Raw genomic sequence first — 17,365 nt, 5'->3', positions numbered from 1 at the left:
TCCGTCCCGCGGGCGTACGGTGCAAATATGACCGAACTCACCGAGCTCGTCGGGTCATGGATGCGGCGCCAGCGCTGGTACTCGACCAAGAGCGTCGAACCGCGCCTGCGGCTGCTGGCGTCCTTCGAGACCGGACACGCGGACGATGACGTGCGCATCGTCACGCACTTCTTCGCCGACGACGCGCCGCGCACGCCGCGCGTCTACCAGGTGCCCGTCGTCGCCAGACCGCGGGCGGACGGCGACCCCACCGCGCTCATCGGCGAGGCGGGCGGCCGCTACCTCTACGACGGCCCGGACGAGGAAGCGTACGTCGCCGCCCTCGTCGCGCTGATGGACGGGGCGCTCGGCGTCGACGGCAGGGACGCGGACGCGCTCGGCCACACGCTCGGCGCGCCCATCGTGGTCCGGTCGTCTCGCAAGCTCACCGGCGAGCAGTCCAACACGTCGATCGTGGGCGAGCTGGAGGGTGGCAGGCTCGCGCTCATCAAGGTCTTCCGGGTCGTGCAAGACGGCGAGAACCCGGATGTGTCGACCCTGGCCGCGCTGACGGCCGGCGGATCGCTGCGCACCCCGGCGCTGCTCGGCTGGCTGACCGGCAGCTGGCCGTCGCCCACCGGCGCCGGCCGCGCATCGGGTGAGCTGGCGCTCGTGCAGGACTTCCTCACCGGAGCGGAGGACGGCTGGGAGCTCGCGGTGAGCGCGGCGGAGCGGGGAGAGGACTTCGCCGAGCGGGCGTGGGCGCTCGGAGCTGGGACGGCCGAGCTGCACCTGTCGCTCGCCCAGGCGCTCCCGACGAAGACCGCGACGCGGGACGACGTGGCGCTCGCCCTCGACGGGATGTTCCAGCGCCTCACGATCACGTCCAGCGAAGTGCCGGAGGTGGCTGAGCTGCGGGCGGGGATCGCGGCGGTGTACGAGGTGGCCGCCGAGGAGCCGCATCCACTGTTGCAGCGCATCCACGGCGACCTGCACCTCGGGCAGGTGCTGTACTCGCCGGAGCGAGGCTGGCAGTTCATCGACTTCGAGGGGGAGCCGCTGCGGCCGCTGTCCGAGCGAGCGATCCCGGATGCGACGATGCGGGATGTGGCGGGAATGCTGCGCTCGTTCGACTACGTCGCCGGGTCGCTGGCCAGGCGGGAGCCGCCGATCGACGCGAGCGCATGGGCGGCCAGGGCACGGCAGGCGTACCTCGACGGGTACGCCTCGGTCGCAGGACCGGCCCTGGCGGAACACCAGCAGCTGCTCGACGCGTTCGAGCTGGACAAGGCGGTGTACGAGGTGACGTACGAGGCACGGCACCGGCCGTCGTGGGTGCCGATCCCGCTCGCCGCGGTACGCAGGCTGCTCTCGGCGCGTGTGAGCTGAACGGCATTCGCGCAAGCCGGGGCTTGTACGCAAGCTTGCATGCAAGCGCGTAGACTGGGGCCATGATCCCCGCGGCAGAGCTTGCGTACGCCACCACCAAACGACTCATCCTCAGCGGGACGGCGCCCGGAGGCGCGCTCCTCAGCGAGGCCCAGGTCGGTGCGGAGCTCGGCGTCAGCCGCACGCCGGTGCACGAGGCGTTCCTGCGTCTCGCCGCCGAGGGGCTGCTCACCCTGGAGTCCCGGCGCGGCGCCGTCGTGACGCCGATGCCGCCGAGGGAGGCGCAGAACGTGCTCGACCTGCGCGAGGTCATCGAGGTGGGAGCCGCACGCCGCATCCTGGATGCGGGCGGTCCCGACGAGACGCTGCTGACGGCCCTCGACGACGCGCTCACCGAGCAGCGCGCCGCCATCGCCGCGGACGACGTCGAGCGGTTCGTGGAGGCCGACCAGTGGTTCCACGCCGCGATCGTGGAAGCGTCGGGCAACGACCTGGCCGTGCACTTCTTCGGGATGCTCAGGGACAGGCAGCAGCGCATCCGGCACCAGCTGTTCCGAGTGCGGCCCGGCACGCTCGCCGACTCGCTCGCCGACCACGAGGCGCTGCTCGCCGCGCTGGGCGACGGCAACGGCGACGGCGACGACGGCACCGGCAACAGCGGCAGCGCCGCGTTCGACGAGCAGTTGCGCGCCCACATCGCAAGGAACCAGGGGGCGCTGTGAGCCGCACGACGCAGGCGCCGCCGTGGCGCATCGTGTTCGCGCTGATGTTCTTCTGCTCCTGGTGCGGCAACCAGTTCAGCCCGCTGCTGCTGATGTACAAGGACGTCCAGCACTACTCCGAGCTGACCGTCAACATGTTCCTCGGCGTGTACGTGCTCGGTCTCGCGCCCGCCCTGCTCATCGCGGGGCCGCTCTCCGACCGGCACGGCAGGAGGCCGCTCATGCTCGTGGGCGTGCTCACCGCCGTGCTGGCGAGCGCGAGCCTCGCGCTCGGCACGTTCGGGCCCGTGCCGATCTACATTGGCCGCTTACTCTCCGGCATCACCGTCGGCATCGCGATGGCGGTGGGCACCAGCTGGATGAAGGAGGTGTCCTCCCCACGGTTCGAGCCGGGGGTGGATGCGGCGGCAGGCGCACGACGCTCCTCCCTCGCCTTCACCCTCGGCTCGGCCACCGGCGCGCTCGTCGCCGGAGGGATCGCCCAGTTCACCCCGCTCGGCGAGGAGCTGCCGTTCGCCGTGCACATCCTGTTGACCCTGCCGTTCGCGTGGCTGGTGCTGCGCGCACCGGAGACCGCGACCAACGGCGGTGAGCGCGGTCCGCTCGTGGCGCAGCTGCGCATCCCGGGCGCAGGGCACAAGCGGTTCCGGCGTGTGGTGATCGTCGCGGCGCCGTGGATCTTCGCGGCCGCCGCCCTGGCATACGGCTACCTCCCCGTGCTGCTGGCGAAGCAGACCGGTGAGTGGGGCCTCGGATACGCGACGGTGCTGACGGTGGTGGCGCTCGGCGTCGCGTCGCTGGTGCAGCCGATCGCGAAGCGGCTGCACTCCGTCTCCAGCGCGCGCGGCCTGGTGGCGGCGCTCGTCATCATCGCGGCGGGACTGGTGGTGCTCACCGGCGCCGTCGCGTGGGGATCGCTGTGGCTGGGCGCCGCGGCGAGCGTGGTGCTCGGCGCCGGCATGGGCGTCGCCCTGGTGTCCGGGCTGCTGGAGGTGCAGCGCATCGCGACGCCCCGCGACCTCGCCGGGCTGACCGGGATGTTCTACGCCGTCGCGTACGCCGGCTTCCTGGTGCCGACGATCATGGCGGCGATCACCCCGCCGCTCAGCACGATCGGCCTGTTCATCGCCCTCGTCGTGCTGGCCGCGCTGTCCGCCCTGCTGCTGCTTGCCTCGTACACGAAGCACCTGCCGCACCCGCCGACGGCGCCCACCCCGGCCATCGGCGCCTGACAAGCACGACGGCTGGTGCAGCCCGCGCGGCCGCCGGCGCGCATCCGCCCGGCCCCGCCGCACACGCCGCGGCGCCGGAGCGTTACCCGCGCGTCCGGCGCCACGTGGGGTCGGCGCATTGAAGCCCTGTGCCGCCTTGCGGTGATTGTCCGTCCGTCTGCCGTCGAGCGGTAGACAGACAGGGGATTCTACTGCTGCGCGGCCGCCGTGGCCCCGATGCGGTAGCGGGCGCCGCGGTGGTTCTCCGGCAGGCGGTCGCCCGCGCCGTGCAGCTTGTGGCGCAGGCTGCCCTCCACGTACTCCTCCGGGTATGCACCGCGCTTCCGCAGCTCCGGGATGACGAACTCGACGATGTCCTCGAACGTGCCGGGTGTGATCGCGTACGCGAGGTTGAACCCGTCCACGTCCGTCTCGTCGACCCACTCCTGCAGCTGGTCGGCGATGCTCACGGCCCCGCCGACGATGAACGGGCCGAGCCCGCCGATGACGCCGTTGCGGCCGATGTCGCGCACCGTCCACTCACCGCCGTCGGCGTTCGGCCGCTGGAAGTTGGCCACGGCAGACTGGATGGCGTTGCTCTTGACGTTGCCGATGGGCTCGTCCAGGTCGTACTGCGACAGGTCGACGCCCATCCAGCCGGACATGAACACCAGCGCGCCCTCGTCGCTCGTGTACTGCAGGTAGTCCTCGAACTTCGCCTGCGCCTTCTCGTCGGTCTCGTCGGTGATGATCGTGAGGAGGGTGTAGATGCGTGCGGCGTACCGGTCCCTGCCGGCGGCTTCGAGCGCATCCCGCAGCTTGGCGACCGTCTCCTTCAGCCCCTCCTTGGTGGAGGCTGCCACGAAGATCGCCTCGGCGTTCTCCGCCGCGAACGAGATGCCGCGCTTGGAGGCGCCTGCCTGGTAGATCACCGGCGTGCGCTGGGTGCTCGGCTCGGACAGGTGGATGCCCGGCACCGTGAAGTGCTTGCCCTGGTGGCCGATCTCGTGCACCTTCGACGGGTCGGTGAACACCCCGGATTCGCGGTCGCGGATCACGGCGTCGTCCTCCCACGAGCCTTCCCACAGCTTGTAGAGCACTTCGAGGTACTCGTCGGCCTGGTCGTAGCGGTCGTCGTGCTGCAGCTGGTCGTCGTGGCCCATGTTGCGCGCGGCGGAGGGCAGGTAGCCGGTGACGACGTTCCAGCCGACGCGTCCGTTGGTCAGATGGTCGAGCGTCGACATGCGGCGGGCGAACGGGTACGGGTGCTCGTACGCCGTTCCGGCCGTGATCCCGAATCCGAGGTGCTCGGTGACGAGCGCCATCGCCGACACCAGCAGGATGGGGTCGTTCACGGGCACCTGTGCGCCGTGCCGGATGGCCGCCTCGTTGGAGCCGCCGTAGACGTCGTAGGTGCCGAGCACGTCCGCGATGAAGATGCCGTCGAACGCGCCGCGCTCCAGCAGCTTGGCCAGCTCGGTCCAGTACGTGAGGTCCTTGTACCGCCAGGCCTGGTCGTCCGGGTGTCGCCACATGCCGGAGGACTGGTGGGCGACGCAGTTCATGTCGAAGGCGTTGAATCGGATCTGACGGGTCATGAAGCCAGAATGCGCGACGACGGCCCGGGATGCACGTGCGCCGCAACGTGACGTAACGAACGACTCGCGACGGGATGCGTCAGAGTCACCCCGCGCGTCACTCCCCGCGGAACTGCGGCCGGCGCTTCTGCTGGAACGCCGCGAACCCCTCGCGGTAGTCGGCCGTGTCGCGCAGTTCGGCCTGCGCACGGTTCTCCGCGGCGACCGCATCCCACAGCGCCAGCTCGCCGTCCCGGATGGCCGCCACGATCCGTTTGCTGGCCAGCAGCGCCGCTGTCGCTCCGGATGCCGCCGTCTCGGCAGCAGCGGACACGGCGGTCTGCAGCTCGTCGGCGGGAAGTGCCCTGCTGAACAGGCCGGACGCCACCGCCTCCGTCCCGCTCATCAGCCGCCCGGTGTAGATGAGGTCGAGGGCCTTGTGCGGCCCCAGCCTCGTCACGAAGAGCGAGTGCCCTCCCGAGTCGAGCAGTGCGCCGAGCGCGGCGAACGGCGAGCCGATCTTGGCGTCCTCCGCCACGTAGACCACGTCGGTCGCCAGGAGAAGCCCGAGCCCGACGCCGAGGGATGCGCCCTGCGCAGCGGCGAAGGTCGGCGCGGGGAAGGCGCTCATCCGGCGCAGCAGCGGCGTGACCAGGCCGTCGAGGTATCCGCTCACGTCGTCGGTCGCCGCATCCACTCCGGCGATGTCTCGCCCCGCGCAGAACGCGCGCCCCGCGCCGGTGAGCACGAGGGCGCGCACGCCGGCCGCCTCGGCCTCGCCGTATGCGGCGGAGAGTTCGCGCAGGCCCGTCTCGTCGAGCGCGTTCAGCTTCTCCGGGGCGTTCAGCGTGATCCTGGCGATGCTGTCCGTGATGGTGAGGTCGATCATCGGCGCTCCCTCCGCGCGGTGCTATCCGTCATAGTCGACCACCACGCGGTCGGTGAGTGGATGCGACTGGCAGGTGAGCACGTATCCGCGCTCCAGCTCCTCCGGCTCCAGCGCGTAGTTCTCCGTCATCCGCACGTCCCCGCTGACCAGCCGGGCCCGGCAGGTGCCGCACACCCCGCCTGCGCACGCGAACGGCACATCCGGTCGCACCCGCAGTGCGGCGTTGAGCACGGACTCGTTCGCGTCCACCGGGGTGTCCACCGTGGAGGTCTGGCCGTCGAGCGTGAACTCGATCTGCACCGTCTTGTCGCCCTCGCGTGCGATCACCGGATGCCCGGCGTCTCCGGTGACCTGCGTCGGCTCGCCGGTGGTGAACAGCTCGAACCGGATGTGCGAGCGGTCGACGCCCACCGATTCGAGCACATCCCGGCACAGCTGCACCAGTTCGAACGGACCGCACAGGAACCACTCGTCGACGGTCGTGGGCGGGATGAGCACGTCGAGCATCCTGCGGAACCGCTCGTCGTCGATGCGGCCGGAGAGAAGAGGAGCGGAACGCTGCTCGCGGGAGAGCACGTGGTGCAGCGCGAGCCGGGAGGGGAACCGGTCTTTCAGGTCGGCCAGCTCTTCGAGGAACATGACGTCGATCGCCGTCCTGTTCGTGTAGACGAGCGTGAACTGCGAGGTCTCCGACGCCGACAGGATGCTGTGCGCGAGCGCCATCAGCGGCGTGATGCCCGAACCGGCCGCGATCCCGACGATGTGCTTCCCGTCCAGCGCGGCGAGGTCGGTGGTGAAGGTGCCCTGCGGGCTCATCACGTCGATCCGGTCTCCCGCCTTCAGCTCGCTGGTCGCCCAGGTGGAGAACGCCCCGCCCAGGTCGCGCTTGATGGCGACGCTGATGCTCCCGGCCGTTGGAGGGCGGCAGATCGAATAGCTGCGGCGCAGTTCGCGGCCGGAGACGGTGGCGCGCAGGGCGACGTGCTGCCCCGGCTGGTAGTCGTATTCGCCGCGGAGCTCGTCCGGCACCGCGAACGTCACCTCGACGCTGGCCGCTGTGAGGGGCCGCACGTCCGCGACGGCGAGCGTGTGGAAACGGGCGCGCGCCATCACAGCACCTTGAAGTAGTCGAATGGCTCCCCGCAGGCGGAGCACTCGTACAGCGCCTTGCAGGACGTCGAGCCGAAGTGCGAGACCTCGCGGGTGTCGAGCGACTGGCAGTTCGGGCACTTCACGGCCATCCGGATGCGCACCGGCCCGTCCACCGCCGGTGCGGCCCCGGTCGGCGGCGCGATGCCGAACGCTGCCAGCGCCGCCTTGCCCTTGTCGCTGATCCAGTCGGTGGTCCAGGCGGGGGCGAGGGCGAGGCGCACGGTGACGGGGCCGAAGCCCGCCGCACTGAGCGCCCGGACGACGTCCGCACGGATCGTCTCCATCGCCGGGCAGCCGCTGTACGTCGGGGTGACGACCACGTTGACGCCGTCGTCGGTGACGGTGACCTCGCGCAGCACCCCCAGGTCGTCGATCGTGAGCACGGGAACCTCGGGATCGACGACGGAGGCGGCGACGGCCCAGGCCTGGTGCGCGTCGGCGAAGTGGCCGCTCACCAGGTGGCCCCGGGGAACTGCCTGGCGAGCACCTGCATCTCGGCGAGCAGCGGTCCCAGGTATTCGGAGTGCCGTCCGTGTCTGCCGCCGCCCGAGGCGGAGAACACGGCCGGCGGTTCGAGGCCGGTCTCGTCGAGAACAGGCCGGATGCTCACGTCGAACGCCGGCCGCAGCGACGACGGTCGCGGCGCCACGTCCTCCAGCCGGTCGAACAATTCGTCGTCGGTGAAGAGCTCGTCGACGTTCGGCCACAGGTCGGACAGGGCGGTGACGGTGCGGCGGCGCGACTCGTCGGTGCCGAGCGCGAGGCGGAGCATCCACTGGTCGGCGTGGTCGCGGTGGTAGTCCACCTCTTTCACGGCCTTCGCCGCGATGGCGGCGAGCACGGGGTCGGACGATGCCCGCAGCCGCGCGTACAGCTCGAACAGATAGTGCGCCACGGCGAACTGCCGCACGATGGTGTGCGCGAAGTCGCCGTTCGGCTGCTCCATCAGGTGCGCGGAGCGGAACTCGTGCTCGTCGCGCCAGTATGCGAGGTCGTCCTCCGACCGACCGGATGCCGTGCCCGCGTAGCGCAGGAGCGACCGGGCGTGCCCGAGCAGGTCGAGGGCGATGTTGCCGAGGGCGACGTCCTCCTCCAGCTCGGGGGCGCGGGAGATCCAGCCGCCGAGCCGCTGGGCGAGCACGAGGGAGTCGTCGCCGAGCCGCAGGGCGTACTCGGCGATGTCGGGGGTCGCGACCTCGTCGCCCGCGATGAACTCGCTGTCGAGGGTGACGGCGGAGAGCTCGACGTGGCCGTGTTCCAGCTCGGTGTCCTGTCCGGATGCGGTGCCGGGTTCGCTCACAGGTGCTTCACCCCCTCGCTCTCGGTGTAGTAGGTGGCGTGCCGGTAGTTCTTCCCGGCGGGCGATTCGAAGAACGCGCCCTTCGCATCCGGGTCGCTGGCGGTGATCGCGTCGGACGGCACCACCCAGATCGAGACCCCTTCGCTGCGGCGCGTGTACAGGTCGCGGGCGTTGCGCACGGCCATCGTCTCGTCCGGGGCGTGCAGCGACCCGACGTGCACGTGGCTGAGGCCGCGGCTCGACCGTACGAACACCTCCCAGAGCGGCCACACCTCGGCGTGCCCGGCGTCCGGGGTTCCCGGGGCGGGCATCATGCCGCCTCTCCGGACTGCTTGGCGGCGTACGCGGCAGCAGCCTCGCGCACCCAGCGTCCGTCCTCGTGCGCCTCGCGCCTGCGCTGCATCCGCTGGGCGTTGCACGGGCCGCGCCCGGCGAGCACCTCCTGGAACTCGGTCCAGTCGATCTCGCCCAGGTCGTACGCCTGGCGCTCCTCGTTCCAGCGCAGGTCGGGGTCCGGCAGCGTGACGCCGAGCACCTCGGCCTGCGGAACGAGCATCCCGACGAACCGCTGGCGAAGCTCGTCGTTGGAGAACCGCTTGATGTTCCACGCCATCGACCTGGCCGAGTTGGGCGAGTCGTCGTCCGGCGGTCCGAACATCATCAGCGACGGCCAGTACCAGCGGTTCACCGCATCCTGGGCCATCTGCTGTTGCGCCTCCGTTCCGCGCATCAGCGTGAGCAGGATCTCGAAGCCCTGCCGCTGGTGGAAGGACTCCTCTTTGCAGATGCGGACCATCGCCCGGCCGTACGGGGCGTACGACGCCCGGCACAGCGGCACCTGGTTGCAGATCGCTGCGCCGTCGACGAGCCAGCCGATCGCGCCCATGTCCGCCCAGCTGAGCGTGGGGTAGTTGAAGATCGACGAGTATCGCGCCTTGCCAGCGATGAGCTGTTCCGTCATCTCGTCGCGGGTGATCCCGAGCGTCTGAGTGGCCGAGTAGAGGTACAGGCCGTGACCGGCCTCGTCCTGCACCTTGGCCATCAGGATGGCCTTGCGCTTGAGGCTCGGGGCGCGGCTGATCCAGTTGGCCTCCGGCTGCATCCCGATGATCTCGGAGTGCGCGTGCTGCGACATCTGCCGGATGAGGGTCTTGCGGTATGCCTCCGGCATCCAGTCGCGCGGCTCGACCCGCGAGTCGGTGTCGAGGAGCTCGGCGAAGCGCGCCTCTTCCGGTGTGCTCTCCTGGGGGAGCGGCTCTGCCGTGATGGTCATCGTCGACCCTTCCGAATTACTAACTGATCGTTCGGTTAGTATATAGTCTGGCTCACGGTCCGGCAAACGCCGCAGGACCGGCGACGAGGAGGTCGGAATGACGCAGGCGCCCGCGCAAGGTTCGTCCGCGGCCGAGGCGATGATGGCGCGCGACCGCGCATCCCGGGCACTCGGCATGGTGGTCGAGGAGTCGCAGCCCGGCAGCGCCAGAGTCAGGATGCTCGTCCGCGACGACATGCTGAACGGCTTCGACGTCACCCACGGCGGCTTCGTCTTCGCGCTCGCCGACACGGCGTTCGCCATCGCCTGCAACGAGGACGAGCGGATCACGCTCGCCGCCGGAGCAGACATCGTCTTCCTCGCGCCGACCACATCCGGGCAGACCCTCACCGCGACGGCACGCGTGCGGGCACGGGCCGGACGCACCGGCGTCTACGACGTGACCGTGACCGACGACGACGGCCGACCCGTCGCGGAGTTCCGCGGCCGCAGCCACAAGACCACGCGCACGGCCTGACGCCGGGCGCAGCACCACCACGCACCACCCATCCACCTGAAGCACCACGGAGGTCCCGATGCCGACGACGACACCGACCACGCCGGCCTTCCGCCCACCGGCGGCCGACGAACTCGACCAGGAGGAACGCCTCGACCGCGACGCCCTCCGCGCCCTGCAGCTCGAACGGCTGCAGTGGACCGTGCGCCACGCATACGAGAACGTGCCGCTCTACACCGCCAAACTGGATGCGGCCGGCGTCCGCCCCGCCGACATCCGCACCCTCGACGACGTGGCGCTGCTCCCGTTCACCACCAAGGACGACCTGCGGCAGACGTACCCGTTCGGGATGTTCGCCGTGCCCACGGAGCGGATCGCGCGCATCCACTGTTCCTCCGGCACGACGGGACGCCCGACGGTCGTCGGCTACACCGCCGGCGACCTCGACCGCTGGGCGTCGCTCGTCGCGCGCTCGCTGCGGGCCGCGGGCGTCCGGCCAGGGATGCGCGTGCACAACGCGTACGGGTACGGCCTGTTCACCGGCGGCCTCGGCGCGCACGCGGGCATCGAGAAGCTGGGCGCGACGGTCATCCCGATGTCGGGAGGCCAGACCGCCAAGCAGGTGCAGCTCATCCAGGACTTCGAGCCCGACGTGATCCTCTGCACCCCCAGCTACCTGCTCACCATCGCAGACGCGATGGTGGAGGCCGGGATCGACCCGCGCTCCACCAGCCTGCGCGCCGCCGTGCTCGGTGCGGAGCCGTGGACCAACGCCATGCGCCTCGAACTGGAGGAACGGCTCGGCATCGACGCCCTCGACATCTACGGCCTCAGCGAGGTGATGGGTCCGGGCGTCGGCAGCGAGTGCCTGGAGACGAAGGACGGCCCGCACATCTGGGAGGACCATTTCCTGCCGGAGGTCGTCGACCAGGAGTCCGGCGCCGTGCTGCAGGACGGCAGTCCGGGCGAGCTGGTCTTCACCAGCCTCACCAAGGAGGCCTTCCCCGTGCTGCGCTACCGCACCCGCGACCTCACCCGGCTGCTCCCCGGCACCGCCAGGCCCGGGATGCGCCGGATGGAGAAGGTGACGGGCCGCGACGACGACATGATCATCCTGCGCGGGGTGAACCTGTTCCCGACCCAGATCGAGGAACTGGTGCTCGGCATCGACGACCTCTCCCCGCACTTCGTCCTCGAACTCACCCGGCCGGCCTCCCTGGATGTGCTGACGGTGCGCATCGAGTCCCGTCCTGGCGCGAGTCTGGATGCGGCGGACCGGGCCTGCGCGCTGCTCGTGCAGCGGGTGAAGGAGAGAGTGGGCGTGACCGTGAACGTCGCACTCGAGGAACCGGGCACGCTGGAGCCGAGCGCCGGCAAGCAGAAGCGGCTGTACGACCTGCGGTAGGCGTCGCGGCGCGAGCGTCGCGTGCCAGCATCCGGCGTGGGCGTCGCGTGCCAGACTGGGGAGTCATGACTGAGACCGAGATCCGACGGGGCCGCCCCGGCTACGACCAGCGCGGCATCCTCGAGGTCTCCGTCGCGGCGTTCAACGAGCACGGCTACGACGCCACCTCCATCGGGATGCTCGCCGAACGTCTCGGCCTGTCCAAGTCGGCCATCTACCACCACGTCTCGTCCAAGGACGAACTGCTGGAGCTGGCCCTCGGCGAGGCCCTCGACAGCCTGGAGGGCGTGCTGGCGGAGAGCGGCGCGACCACCGGCCCTGCCGCCGACCGTCTCGCCCACGTGCTGCGCGGCGCTGTGCGCGTGCTCGTCGACAAGCTGCCGTACGTGACACTGCTGCTGCGCGTGCGCGGCAACACCGAGGTGGAGCGGGCGGCACTGTCCCGCCGCCGCGCCTTCGACAGGGCGGTCGCGGCTCTCGTGGTCGAGGCCCGCGACGAGGGTTCCCTGCGCGCCGACCTCGACCCCGGCATCGTCTCCCGCCTCCTCTTCGGCATGATCAACTCGATCGCCGAGTGGTATCGCCCCGGCGGCCCGGAAGACGCCGAGCAGCTCGCCGCCGACGTGCTGACCGTCGCCCTCGACGGCCTCCGCGTGCCGTAGCCGCGCCTCCGCGCTCCGCTCCAGCGGAGTCCTGCCACGCCACGCCGCCGAACGTTCCGTTCTAGCGGAGTTCGAGCGACGCATCCCGTCGCGGTTCCGTTCAAGCGGAGTTTCGGGCGGCGTATTGCGGGAGGTGCTGGTGGCGCGGAGTCTCCGCTGCTGCGGAGATGTGGGCCGGATCGCGCGGGATCTCCGCATGAGCGGAGGTGAGCGCGGCGTGGCGCGGCGGAACTCCGCTCGGAGCGGCGGCTACTCCTTCGCCACCAGCGTCAGCACGTCGTAGGTCGCCACCGTCTCGTCGTGCTGGTTGTGGATGACAGCGTCCCAGCGCACCTCGCCGTATTCGTCGGTCTCGCGCGGGGTGATCTGTTTGGCCGTCAGCGTCACCCGGATGCTGTCGCCCGGCACCACTGGCGTGAGGAAGCGCAGGTTCTCTAGTCCGTAGTTCGCGAGCACCGGGCCGGGCGCCGGGTCGACGAACAGACCGGCCGCCCAGGACACGAGCAGGTAGCCGTGGGCCACCCGGCCGGGGAAGAACGGGTTGGCGGCCGCCGCCTCCTCGTCCATGTGCGCGTAGAAGGTGTCGCCCGTGAACGTCGCGAACGTCTCGATGTCGTCGAGCGTCACCCGGCGGCTCTTCGACTCCACCTGGTCGCCGATGGTCAGGGTCGACAGCGCCTTGCGGAACGGGTGCACCCCCTCGGCGCTCGCCGTCGCCCCCTGGTGCCACACGCCGGTCACCGCGGTCAGCAGCTCGGGCGTTCCTTGGATCGCGGTGCGCTGCATGTGGTGCAGCACCGCCCGGATGCCGCCCAGCTCCTCGCCGCCTCCTGCCCTGCCCGGTCCGCCGTGCACGAGGTGCGGCATTGGGGAGCCGTGGCCGGTGGAGGTGCGCGCATCGTCGCGGTCGAGCAGCAGCACGCGGCCGTTGGAGGCGGCGATCCCGCCCACCAGCTCGCGCGCGATGGCCGGATCGTGGGTCGCGACGCTGGTGACGAGCGAGCCTCCGCCGCGCGCGACCAGGCGCACGGCCTCCTCGGTGCTGTCGTAGCTCAGGATGCTCGCGACGGGGCCGAACGCCTCGACCGTGTGCACCGCATCCACGTCGGGGTCGGCGAAGCGGAGCAGGAGGGGCGCGACGAACGCGCCGTCGTCCGCCGGTCCGGTCGTGCCGTCGGCACGCAGCACGTCGGGGGTCGCGAGGTCGCCGACGACGATCTCGCCGCCCGCGTCGACCAGCTTGTGCACCTGGCGCAGCACCTCGTCCCGCTGCGCGAGGGACGCGAGCGGCCCCATCGTCACGCCGTCCGCGCGCGGGTCTCCGATCACCACCCGCTGCCGGATGCGGTCTCGCACAGCATCAACCAGGTCGCCGACCACCGCGGCCGGCACGATGGCGCGGCGGATCGCGGTGCACTTCTGGCCCGACTTCGCCGTCAGCTCGGTCACCAGCTGCTTCACGTACGCGTCGAACTCCGGCGTGCCCGCCCCGGCGTCCGCGCCGAGCACCGACGCGTTGATCGAGTCCGTCTCGCTCGTGAACCGCACCCCACCGGTCTGCACCGAGTCGTGCGCGCGCAGCTTCTCCGCGGTCGACGCCGATCCCGTGAACGCGACGATGTCGCCGAGCCGCAGGTGCTCGAACAGGTCGGGGACGCCGCCGGACACCAGCTGCAGCGAACCGGCGGGCAGCAGCCCGGTCTCGTCCAGGATGCGCACCATCGCCTCGGCGACGTAGCCGGTCGGCGTCGCGGGCTTCACGACGGTCGGCACCCCGGCGAGGAACGCGGGCGCGAACTTCTCCAGCGCACCCCAGACCGGGAAGTTGAACGCGTTGATCTGCACGGCGACGCCCGGCAGCCGGGTGTAGATGTGTCTGGCGAGGAACGACCCGTCCGCCGAGAGCGACTCGACGGGACCGTCCAGGTAGACCTGACCGTTCGGCAGTTCGCGGCGTCCCTTCGACGAGAAGGTGAACAGCACGCCGATGCCGCCGTCGATGTCGATCCAGGAGTCTGCCTTCGTCGCGCCCGCCCTGCTCGACAGTGCGTTCAGCTCGTCCTTCCGCGCGGTCAACGCCTGGGCGAACTGCTTGAGCAGCACCGCCCGCTGATGGAAGGTGAGTTCGCCGAGCGATGCCTGCCCGACGGTGCGGGCGTAGTCGAGCACTCCGGCCAGGTCGAGCCCGGCGGTGCTCACCCGGGCGACGAGCTTGCCAGTGGATGCGTCGCGCACCTCCGCGGCGTCGGCGGCGTCCGCCTCGGCCGGCGTCCACCACCCGCCCATCACGTAGCTGGGCAGGATGTCGTGCTGGCTCATCGGTGAACCTCCGGTGTGGCTGTGGTGGGAGTGGTGGTTGTGGCTGGGGTGGTGGTGGCGGTGGTGGCCGGCGTGGCGCTGGTGGGCGCGCCCTGCGCATCCGGCCAGTCGTAGAAGCCGCGCCCGGACTTCCGCCCGAGCCGCCCCTCCGCGACCATCGTGCGCAGCAGCGTCGGCGGCTCGAAGCGCGGGCCCAGGTGCTCGTGCAGGTACTCGGCGATGCCGAGCCGCACATCCAGACCCACCAGGTCGGTGAGCCGCAGCGGCCCGACCGGATGCTTGTAGCCGAGGACCATCGCCGCGTCGATGTCGTCGGCGCTCGCGACGCCGTCTTCGAGCATCCGGATCGCCTCCAGCCCGAGCGCGACGCCGAGGCGCGACGAGGCGAAGCCGGGGGCGTCCGCGACGGTGATCGGCGTCTTGCCGATCGCGGAGACCCAGCCTTGGGCCGCCTCGACCACCTCGGGCAGCGTCGCGGAGCCGGTGACGACCTCGACGAGCGCAGACGCGGGAACGGGGTTGAAGAAGTGCATCCCGAGGAAGCGGCCGGGGGAGCGGAGGTCGGAGGCCAGCTCGTCGATGGAGATGGACGACGTGTTGCTGGCGAGCACGGCGCCCTCGGCGATGGCGCTCTCCGCCCGGAGCAGCGCGTCCGCTTTGAGTGACCGGTCCTCCGGCACCGCCTCGATCACCAGGCCGCAGTCGGCGAACCCGCCCACGTCGGTCGCGGTCACGAGCCGCGCCTCCAGGTCGTCGGCGCCGAGCGTGGTAGTGCCTCGCTGCACCGAGGCGTCGACGGCACTCCGGATGCGCGCCCGCGCGGCGTCGGCCGCCTCGCCGTCGCGCTCGACCACCGTCACGGTCGCACCCGCCAGCAGGAACGCGTGCGCGATTCCCGCGCCCATCCGCCCTCCGCCGAGCACGCCGACCCGCTCGGGCACCCCCGCCTGCTCCGGCACGCCGCTCACGCTCGGCGCCTCCGCTCCAGGAACGCCGTCATCCTGCGCTGCTTCTCCGGCGACTCGAACAGCACCGCCTGTGCGTCCGCCTCCGCAGCCGGATGCTCGGAGCGCGGCGCGTGGAACACCGCCTTGGTGTAGCGCGTCGCCAGCCGGTCGTTGGCGGCGATGCGGTCGGCGAGCGCGTGCGCGGCGGGGAGCAGCGCATCCGGTTCGTGCAGTTCGGTGACGAGCCGCGCGGCCAGCGCCTCCTCGCCGTTCAGGATGCGTCCGGCCAGCACGATCTCCTTCGCCAGCGGTTCGCCGACCAGCTCGGCCAGCCGCCAGAGCGCACCGGCTGCTGCGATGATCCCGAGTCCGGTCTCCGGGTTGCCGATGCGCAGCCGGGGAGTGCCGATGCGGAAGTCGGCCGCGTACGCCAGCTCCGCCCCTCCGCCGAGCGCATAGCCGTCGAGTGCGGCGATCACGGGCAGCGGCAGCGCGGCGATCCTGCCGAACACCGTGGCGTTGATGAGGAGGCGCGCGTCGGCGGCCGTGCGTTCGCGCAGCTCGGCGATGTCCGCACCGGACGCGAACACGCCGTCTCCGCCGGTTACGATCAGGATGCGCGGCTCCGCCTCCAGGGCGGCGCACACCTCGTGCAGGTCGTCGACCATCCGCTGGTCGATCGCGTTCCTGGTCTCCGGCCGATTCAGCCGCACGACGACGCGGTCGTCCGCCTCCTCGACCAGGAGGGTGCGCATCCCGTTCATGCTGCCTCCACGATCATCGCCGCACCCTGCCCGACGCCCACGCACATCGTGGCGAGCCCGTACTGCGAGCCTTCCCTTTCCATCCGGCCGAGCAGCGTCACCAGCAGCCGCGAGCCGCTCGAACCCAGCGCGTGGCCGAGCGCGATGGCTCCGCCGTCGGCGTTGACGCGGTCTTCGTCGAGCCCCAGCCGCCGGATGCACGCGAGCGCCTGGCTCGCGAACGCCTCGTTCAGCTCGATGCTGCCCAGCTGCCCGAGCTCCAGGCCGGAGCGTTCGAGCGCCTTGTTCACAGCGGGCACCGGTCCGAGCCCCATGATCTCCGGAGCGACGCCGACGCTCGTGCCGACGACCACGCGCGCCCGCGGCGTGAGCCCGTACCGGGCGACGGCGTCAGCGCTCGCCACGACGATCGCGGACGCTCCGTCGTTGAGCGGTGACGCGTTGCCGGCGGTGACCACGCTGCCGCCGGCCACCACTGGACGCAGCCCGGCCAGCGCATCCAGAGTCGTGTCGCGCCGGATGCTCTCGTCGGCCGTGACGGAGCCGCGGGGCGTCTGCACCGGCACGATCTCCTCGGCGAACCGTCCGGCGCCCGTCGCCGCCGCCGCGCGCTGGTGGCTGCGCAGCGCGAACGCGTCGGCGTCCTCCCTGCTGATGCCGTCGATGCGCGCGACTTCCTCCGCCGTCTCCGGCATCGAGTACGTCGCCTTGTCGCGATCGAGGAAGCGCGGGTTGGTGAACCGCCAGCCGATGGAGGTGTCGAACTGCGGGCCCGGCTTCGCGAACGCGCGTTCCGGCTTGCCCTGCACCCACGGCGCCCTCGTCATCGACTCGACACCGCCCGCGACGACGATGTCCGCGTCGCCGGCCCGCACCGCCTGCGCCGCCATCGTGACCGCCGAGAGCCCGGATGCGCAGAGCCGGTTCACCGTGACGCCCGGCACCGCATCCGGCAGCCCGCCGAGCAGCGCGGCCATGCGGGCGACGTTGCGGTTGTCCTCTCCCGCCTGGTTGGCCGCGCCGAGGATCACCTCGTCGATGGTCTGCGGGTCGACGCCCGCGCGGCGCACGGCCTCGGCGACGACGAGGGCGGCCAGGTCGTCCGGGCGCACGCCGCTGAGGGCTCCGCCGTACCGTCCGACCGCCGTGCGGACTCCGCCGACCAGGTAGGCCTCGGTCATCGTGCTGCCCCGTCTTCCTGTCGTTCGCCATCGAGCGACGTCGGCCAGAATTACCGACCGAACGTTCAGGAAGTAATCTTTTCAGACGCGGCCGCTCAC

Annotated in this window: 17 protein-coding genes; 6 read left to right on the top strand and 11 right to left on the bottom strand. The window is 71.2% G+C overall.

Translation table 11 applies throughout. From position 1 onward, the window contains the following. Positions 1-27: 27 nt before the first annotated feature. The 3 genes from HF024_RS13760 to HF024_RS13750 all read left to right on the top strand — a co-directional run bounded on the left by HF024_RS13760 (position 28) and on the right by HF024_RS13750 (position 3,322). On the top strand, positions 28-1,368 hold the full coding sequence (locus tag HF024_RS13760; RefSeq protein WP_168689919.1) for a hypothetical protein: 1,341 nt from the start codon (positions 28-30) through the stop codon (positions 1,366-1,368). A gap of 62 nt (positions 1,369-1,430) precedes the next feature. Continuing rightward, positions 1,431-2,090, top strand: a complete 660-nt coding sequence (locus tag HF024_RS13755; protein ID WP_168689918.1) for a GntR family transcriptional regulator — start codon at positions 1,431-1,433, stop codon at positions 2,088-2,090. Further along, complete coding sequence (locus HF024_RS13750) at positions 2,087-3,322, top strand: MFS transporter (RefSeq protein WP_210723956.1); 1,236 nt, start codon at positions 2,087-2,089, stop codon at positions 3,320-3,322. Before HF024_RS13755 ends, HF024_RS13750 begins: the two co-directional genes overlap by 4 nt. Positions 3,323-3,510: 188 nt before the next feature. On the opposite strand, the gene HF024_RS13745 is transcribed toward HF024_RS13750, so the two are convergent. The 7 genes from HF024_RS13745 to paaA form a co-directional block, all read right to left on the bottom strand. Continuing rightward, positions 3,511-4,899, bottom strand: a complete 1,389-nt coding sequence (locus HF024_RS13745; protein WP_085371270.1) for an LLM class flavin-dependent oxidoreductase — start codon at positions 4,897-4,899, stop codon at positions 3,511-3,513. A gap of 97 nt (positions 4,900-4,996) precedes the next feature. Then, positions 4,997-5,767 (bottom strand): enoyl-CoA hydratase-related protein, encoded by a 771-nt coding sequence (locus HF024_RS13740; protein ID WP_085371271.1) that lies wholly within the window; start codon positions 5,765-5,767, stop codon positions 4,997-4,999. A 21-nt stretch (positions 5,768-5,788) separates the two neighbouring features. Then, positions 5,789-6,877, bottom strand: coding sequence for a 1,2-phenylacetyl-CoA epoxidase subunit PaaE (gene paaE / locus HF024_RS13735; RefSeq protein WP_168689917.1), 1,089 nt, complete (start codon positions 6,875-6,877; stop codon positions 5,789-5,791). Next, on the bottom strand, positions 6,877-7,374 hold the full coding sequence (gene paaD, locus HF024_RS13730; RefSeq protein WP_168689916.1) for a 1,2-phenylacetyl-CoA epoxidase subunit PaaD: 498 nt from the start codon (positions 7,372-7,374) through the stop codon (positions 6,877-6,879). Before paaD ends, paaE begins: the two co-directional genes overlap by 1 nt. Next, positions 7,371-8,219, bottom strand: coding sequence for a 1,2-phenylacetyl-CoA epoxidase subunit PaaC (paaC, locus tag HF024_RS13725; RefSeq protein ID WP_168689915.1), 849 nt, complete (start codon positions 8,217-8,219; stop codon positions 7,371-7,373). The genes paaD and paaC overlap by 4 nt, the downstream gene beginning before the upstream one ends. After that, a complete protein-coding gene (paaB, locus tag HF024_RS13720; RefSeq protein WP_168689914.1) occupies positions 8,216-8,533 on the bottom strand; it encodes a 1,2-phenylacetyl-CoA epoxidase subunit PaaB in 318 nt (105 codons plus the stop codon). The genes paaC and paaB overlap by 4 nt, the downstream gene beginning before the upstream one ends. Beyond that, a complete protein-coding gene (paaA, locus tag HF024_RS13715; protein ID WP_168689913.1) occupies positions 8,530-9,492 on the bottom strand; it encodes a 1,2-phenylacetyl-CoA epoxidase subunit PaaA in 963 nt (320 codons plus the stop codon). The genes paaB and paaA overlap by 4 nt, the downstream gene beginning before the upstream one ends. Positions 9,493-9,589: 97 nt before the next feature. On the opposite strand from paaA, the gene paaI reads away from it, so the two are divergent. From paaI to HF024_RS13700, 3 genes are all read left to right on the top strand, one after another. Beyond that, positions 9,590-10,009, top strand: coding sequence for a hydroxyphenylacetyl-CoA thioesterase PaaI (paaI, locus tag HF024_RS13710; protein WP_168689912.1), 420 nt, complete (start codon positions 9,590-9,592; stop codon positions 10,007-10,009). 58 nt (positions 10,010-10,067) lie between these two features. Continuing rightward, positions 10,068-11,393 (top strand): phenylacetate--CoA ligase PaaK, encoded by a 1,326-nt coding sequence (gene paaK, locus HF024_RS13705; RefSeq protein ID WP_168689911.1) that lies wholly within the window; start codon positions 10,068-10,070, stop codon positions 11,391-11,393. A 65-nt stretch (positions 11,394-11,458) separates the two neighbouring features. Beyond that, positions 11,459-12,055 (top strand): TetR/AcrR family transcriptional regulator, encoded by a 597-nt coding sequence (locus HF024_RS13700; protein WP_085371277.1) that lies wholly within the window; start codon positions 11,459-11,461, stop codon positions 12,053-12,055. Between the two features lie 249 nt (positions 12,056-12,304). Here HF024_RS13700 and paaZ read toward each other — a convergent pair whose 3' ends face one another. Genes paaZ through HF024_RS13680 form a run of 4 tightly spaced genes read right to left on the bottom strand, consistent with a single transcriptional unit; the run spans position 12,305 to position 17,266 of the window. After that, on the bottom strand, positions 12,305-14,374 hold the full coding sequence (paaZ, locus tag HF024_RS13695; RefSeq protein ID WP_168689910.1) for a phenylacetic acid degradation bifunctional protein PaaZ: 2,070 nt from the start codon (positions 14,372-14,374) through the stop codon (positions 12,305-12,307). Beyond that, positions 14,371-15,342: a 3-hydroxyacyl-CoA dehydrogenase family protein gene (locus HF024_RS13690; protein ID WP_281727767.1), complete on the bottom strand. Its 972-nt coding sequence runs from the start codon at positions 15,340-15,342 to the stop codon at positions 14,371-14,373. The genes paaZ and HF024_RS13690 overlap by 4 nt, the downstream gene beginning before the upstream one ends. After that, entirely contained in the window at positions 15,339-16,085 is a 747-nt protein-coding gene (locus HF024_RS13685) for an enoyl-CoA hydratase/isomerase family protein (protein ID WP_168689909.1), read from the bottom strand. Before HF024_RS13685 ends, HF024_RS13690 begins: the two co-directional genes overlap by 4 nt. After that, positions 16,082-17,266 carry an acetyl-CoA C-acyltransferase gene (locus HF024_RS13680; protein WP_168689908.1) on the bottom strand — a complete coding sequence of 395 codons (1,185 nt, stop codon included), beginning with the start codon at positions 17,264-17,266 and terminating at the stop codon, positions 16,082-16,084. Before HF024_RS13680 ends, HF024_RS13685 begins: the two co-directional genes overlap by 4 nt. Positions 17,267-17,365 lie beyond the last annotated feature (99 nt).

The sequence above is a fragment of the Leifsonia sp. PS1209 genome (genome assembly GCF_012317045.1).
In the GTDB taxonomy this organism is placed as follows: domain Bacteria; phylum Actinomycetota; class Actinomycetes; order Actinomycetales; family Microbacteriaceae; genus Leifsonia.
The sequence above is the reverse complement of the archived record's forward strand: the minus strand, read 5'-3'. Positions and strand labels throughout refer to the sequence as shown.

Bases quoted from the DNA above. Each gene is read 5' to 3' on its own strand.
- HF024_RS13760 (WP_168689919.1), top strand. From the start codon at position 28: ATGACCGAACTCACCGAGCTCGTCGGGTCATGGATGCGGCGCCAGCGC.
- HF024_RS13755 (WP_168689918.1), top strand. From the start codon at position 1,431: ATGATCCCCGCGGCAGAGCTTGCGTACGCCACCACCAAACGACTCATC.
- HF024_RS13745 (WP_085371270.1), bottom strand. From the start codon at position 4,899: ATGACCCGTCAGATCCGATTCAACGCCTTCGACATGAACTGCGTCGCC.
- HF024_RS13740 (WP_085371271.1), bottom strand. From the start codon at position 5,767: ATGATCGACCTCACCATCACGGACAGCATCGCCAGGATCACGCTGAAC.
- paaE (WP_168689917.1), bottom strand. From the start codon at position 6,877: ATGGCGCGCGCCCGTTTCCACACGCTCGCCGTCGCGGACGTGCGGCCC.
- paaB (WP_168689914.1), bottom strand. From the start codon at position 8,533: ATGATGCCCGCCCCGGGAACCCCGGACGCCGGGCACGCCGAGGTGTGG.
- paaA (WP_168689913.1), bottom strand. From the start codon at position 9,492: ATGACCATCACGGCAGAGCCGCTCCCCCAGGAGAGCACACCGGAAGAG.
- paaI (WP_168689912.1), top strand. From the start codon at position 9,590: ATGACGCAGGCGCCCGCGCAAGGTTCGTCCGCGGCCGAGGCGATGATG.
- paaK (WP_168689911.1), top strand. From the start codon at position 10,068: ATGCCGACGACGACACCGACCACGCCGGCCTTCCGCCCACCGGCGGCC.
- HF024_RS13700 (WP_085371277.1), top strand. From the start codon at position 11,459: ATGACTGAGACCGAGATCCGACGGGGCCGCCCCGGCTACGACCAGCGC.
- paaZ (WP_168689910.1), bottom strand. From the start codon at position 14,374: ATGAGCCAGCACGACATCCTGCCCAGCTACGTGATGGGCGGGTGGTGG.
- HF024_RS13685 (WP_168689909.1), bottom strand. From the start codon at position 16,085: ATGAACGGGATGCGCACCCTCCTGGTCGAGGAGGCGGACGACCGCGTC.
- HF024_RS13680 (WP_168689908.1), bottom strand. From the start codon at position 17,266: ATGACCGAGGCCTACCTGGTCGGCGGAGTCCGCACGGCGGTCGGACGG.